The following is a 3,097-nucleotide window of genomic DNA, read 5'->3' as shown; positions in this document are numbered from 1 at the left end:
GCCGAGTTCCTCGGCCATCCGGCGGATCACCGGCTTCGGCTCGGCAGCCCGGTACATCTGGACCGCCCGGTCACGCAACTCCAGCGGGTACTTCCAAGACCACGGAGTTATGGCTTGTCCGCCGCTGTCAACAGGTGGCGGGGAATTCGGGAGAAGGCCGGTCACAGCAACGGGACTCCTGGCGGCAGGATCCGCCATCGGGACCGTATCGCCTTCAGGTGGCGCCGCAGCAGACCGGCGAGGTGGCTGACCGTGCTCGTGGACAGCGGCAGACGGCACTGATAGACAAGCGGGCAGGTGTCCTCGGCGTGTTCTTTGGTTTCCGTCACACAATTCCAACATCCGCCGGAGGCACCGTGGTTACGCCTGCATCGCGCTTCTCCAGGTGGTTCTGTTCACTCTGTTTCGACAGCACTCGGGCTCCAGGAGCTACTGGATGCTCCAGCGGTGCGGATGCTCGGGATTGTTGGGGCAGGAGAATACGTTGAGCTCACCCCAGCGGCCCACAGTGACCTCCGTCGGGGTGGCGCACCGGTGAGTGGGCTGGTTCTGGTCCTCCAGCGGTTTCCAGCTGCCGCTGCCGCCGTCCCACTCCGAGCTGTCGATGGTCACCAGCAGGTGCATCGGTGTCGTGCAGGTCAGGCAGTCCATGGGATACGGGTCGGTCGCGTGCCAGGAGGCGAAGCCGCCCACTCGCCAGCCGGGCGGGATGGACAGGTCGTACTGGTACCCGACCGGCTCTGTCGTACCCCCGTCCGCCGACTGCTCGGCTTCCTCTTCAAGAGCTTCCTCCCAGGCGTCGATCCGGGCGCACAGTTCCTCGGGTAGAACTCCAGCAAATGGATAGGTGATCACCTGCTCCGGGTGCAGCACACAGGGCTCGGGCACGAAGCCGTCGGCCCCGACGACCACCGGCTGCGGCGGCGCGGTCAGCACCTCGCCGACTTCCCGCCACCGCCGCCAGCGCAGGTGCAGCTCCAGGTCGTACCGGCCCGGGCCGTGCGCGTTGAACGGACACCAGAACACTTGAAGCAGATCGCAGTCGCCCGGCCCCTCCGGCAGGTCAGGCAAATCCCGCCGGTACAGCTGCGCGAGGCCGATCATCGGCAGCGGGTCGGTCTCGGAGACCCCGGGGATCCTCTGCTCCTGGTGCAGCTCACCCAGGAGCTCCCGTTCCTCGTCCGTCGGGCCGGGAGCCTGCTCGCGGGCCCACGCGGAAGCCAGAACCTGCCGATAGCGGCGGATGTCGGCAGGGCGCCGACCACGCCCACGCCCGTGGGCCTCGCCGCACACCGGCCACGGCTCGTCCGCCGGCCACAGCATAGGACCGCCCACGGAACTGGCCGACAGATCTGGTCTGCCCGGCCGTGGATGGAGCCGAGTCGTCGTCCCTCGAAAGGCGGCCAGTTCCGGGAAGAGCGCCTCGACATCGAGAGGGCGCGGGGGCGTGGTCCTCGTCATGGACGCGACCTTAGACACCTGACAGCACGGGACAGCGACCACCCCCGGCAGCTACCCGCCCGCACGCTGCTCACAGGCGGGTGGTGAACCGGCCGTCGGGCAGTTTCCGTAGCCAGCCGCGGTCAGCCAGTCTGACCAGCCTCCCGCGCAGCGGTTCCAGCTTGGACCGTACGCTGACGTCTACTCCAAGCATCTCGCCGACCTGCCGCGTCATGACCGGTCCGGCGGCCTGCCGCACGGCGGCGAGAATGCGCTGGTGCTCCGGCGGAAGCACGACCTCCTCCACGCCTGGCTCGCGGTGTGGGATCAGCATCACCGCCCGTCCGCCCACCTGCCCGAGCATCGGCGCGACCGAAGCGCGTTCGCCGGTGATCTGTTCGCTCACCCGCTCAAGAACCCGTTCGGCGACAGCGAGCTCGTCGCGCTCAGCTCGCACCTCCTCCAGCTGCTTGACCAGCTGTTCTTCGAGTTCATCCAGTTCCGCACGCCGCGCGGTGATCCGTTCCAGCAGCTCGGGATCCAACATGGACAGGATCGTAGAAGGGCGACGGCCTCAGCGAGCAGGAACTGGGCGAACCGACCGCTCCGCCAGACGATCTTCTCCGTAGACAGCGGCCCATGACCAGCGTAAGTAAACCGAGAGCCGGTCACACCAGCCCTTTGACCTGCGATTTCAGGTTGGTGGAGGCTCACCGGGCACCACGATGCGGACCACCGTGCATCGCACCAGGTGCGCGGCCGCGGGGCGGCCCTATCACACACCCCCTTGACCACGCCCTGATCGGCGTCCGGAGCTGTGTCAAGGAGAAACGTGCCAGGTGGCGCACCTGGTCAAGGGGGGAGTGCGCGCCCTGCGGAACCTGGTCAAGGGGGTGCTGGTGGCGCGCCCACCCGTGGGTGTGGGGCGTCGGGTGCGGCGCACCCGAGTGCAGGCGAGAGTGCCGGGCATCGCCGTCCGGGGCGCGCCCCGGACGGTGCGGAACATCGTGGTGCACGCGAGTCCGATTCGTGCGCATCGGGTCACTGCCCCGCACCGGTGCGGACTTGTGCCTCGTTCAGAACGGTGGCGCAAGCCCGCGGCCGGGGCCCGTGCGGGGATCAGCCGAGCTTGAGGGAGGCGGCGATGGCCTTGTCGGCCTTGGCCAGGCTGGCCTCGGTCTGCTCCGGGGTCGGGCCGTTAACGGAGATGAACTCGACATCGGTGATACCGAGGAAGCCGAGGACACCGCGCAGGTAGGGCGTGTGGAAGTCGAGAGGTGCGAAGGCGGGGTTGTCGAAGTCGCTTCCCGTCGCGCGGACGATGACGGCCTTCTTCCCGCTGAGAAGCCCGCGCGGGGGGGTGTTGGCGGTGTAGGCGAAGGTGCGGCCGGCCATGCAGATCTGGTCGATCCATGCCTTGAAGGTGGCCGGCACGTTGAAGTTGTACATCGGCACGCCCAGAACCAGCACGTCTGCGGCCTCGACCTCCTCGATCAGGGCGATAGAGGCATCAACGGCGGCCTTCGTCTGCGGGGTGTGGTACTCGGCAGGGGCGAAGACTCCGGTGAGGTTGATCCCCGGGAGTGGACACCGGGTTTCATGCGGCGAGTGACAGAGTACGTGACGTGATCAGTTGCTGTTCGAACTCGGCCGGTGT

3 protein-coding genes are annotated in these 3,097 nt (G+C 67.8%); all 3 read right to left on the bottom strand.

What is annotated here, in order from left to right:
• Nucleotides 1-429: 429 nt before the first annotated feature.
• The 3 genes from ACIQUT_RS40200 to ACIQUT_RS40190 all read right to left on the bottom strand — a co-directional run bounded on the left by ACIQUT_RS40200 (nt 430) and on the right by ACIQUT_RS40190 (nt 3,015).
• Nucleotides 430-1,461: a hypothetical protein gene (locus tag ACIQUT_RS40200; RefSeq protein ID WP_403570676.1), complete on the bottom strand. Its 1,032-nt coding sequence runs from the start codon at nt 1,459-1,461 to the stop codon at nt 430-432.
• Nucleotides 1,462-1,531: 70 nt separating this feature from the next.
• Nucleotides 1,532-1,987: a hypothetical protein gene (locus tag ACIQUT_RS40195; protein ID WP_403570675.1), complete on the bottom strand. Its 456-nt coding sequence runs from the start codon at nt 1,985-1,987 to the stop codon at nt 1,532-1,534.
• Nucleotides 1,988-2,559: 572 nt separating this feature from the next.
• Nucleotides 2,560-3,015, bottom strand: coding sequence for an FMN-dependent NADH-azoreductase (locus ACIQUT_RS40190; RefSeq protein ID WP_403570678.1), 456 nt, complete (start codon nt 3,013-3,015; stop codon nt 2,560-2,562).
• Nucleotides 3,016-3,097 lie beyond the last annotated feature (82 nt).

The sequence above is a fragment of the Streptomyces sp. NPDC090445 genome, assembly GCF_044769385.1.
GTDB lineage: Bacteria > Actinomycetota > Actinomycetes > Streptomycetales > Streptomycetaceae > Streptomyces.
The sequence above is the reverse complement of the archived record's forward strand: the minus strand, read 5'-3'. Positions and strand labels throughout refer to the sequence as shown.

What these genes read in the sequence shown, in the direction of transcription:
- ACIQUT_RS40200 (WP_403570676.1), bottom strand. Translation starts at nt 1,461, where the DNA reads ATGACGAGGACCACGCCCCCGCGCCCTCTCGATGTCGAGGCGCTCTTC.
- ACIQUT_RS40195 (WP_403570675.1), bottom strand. Translation starts at nt 1,987, where the DNA reads ATGTTGGATCCCGAGCTGCTGGAACGGATCACCGCGCGGCGTGCGGAA.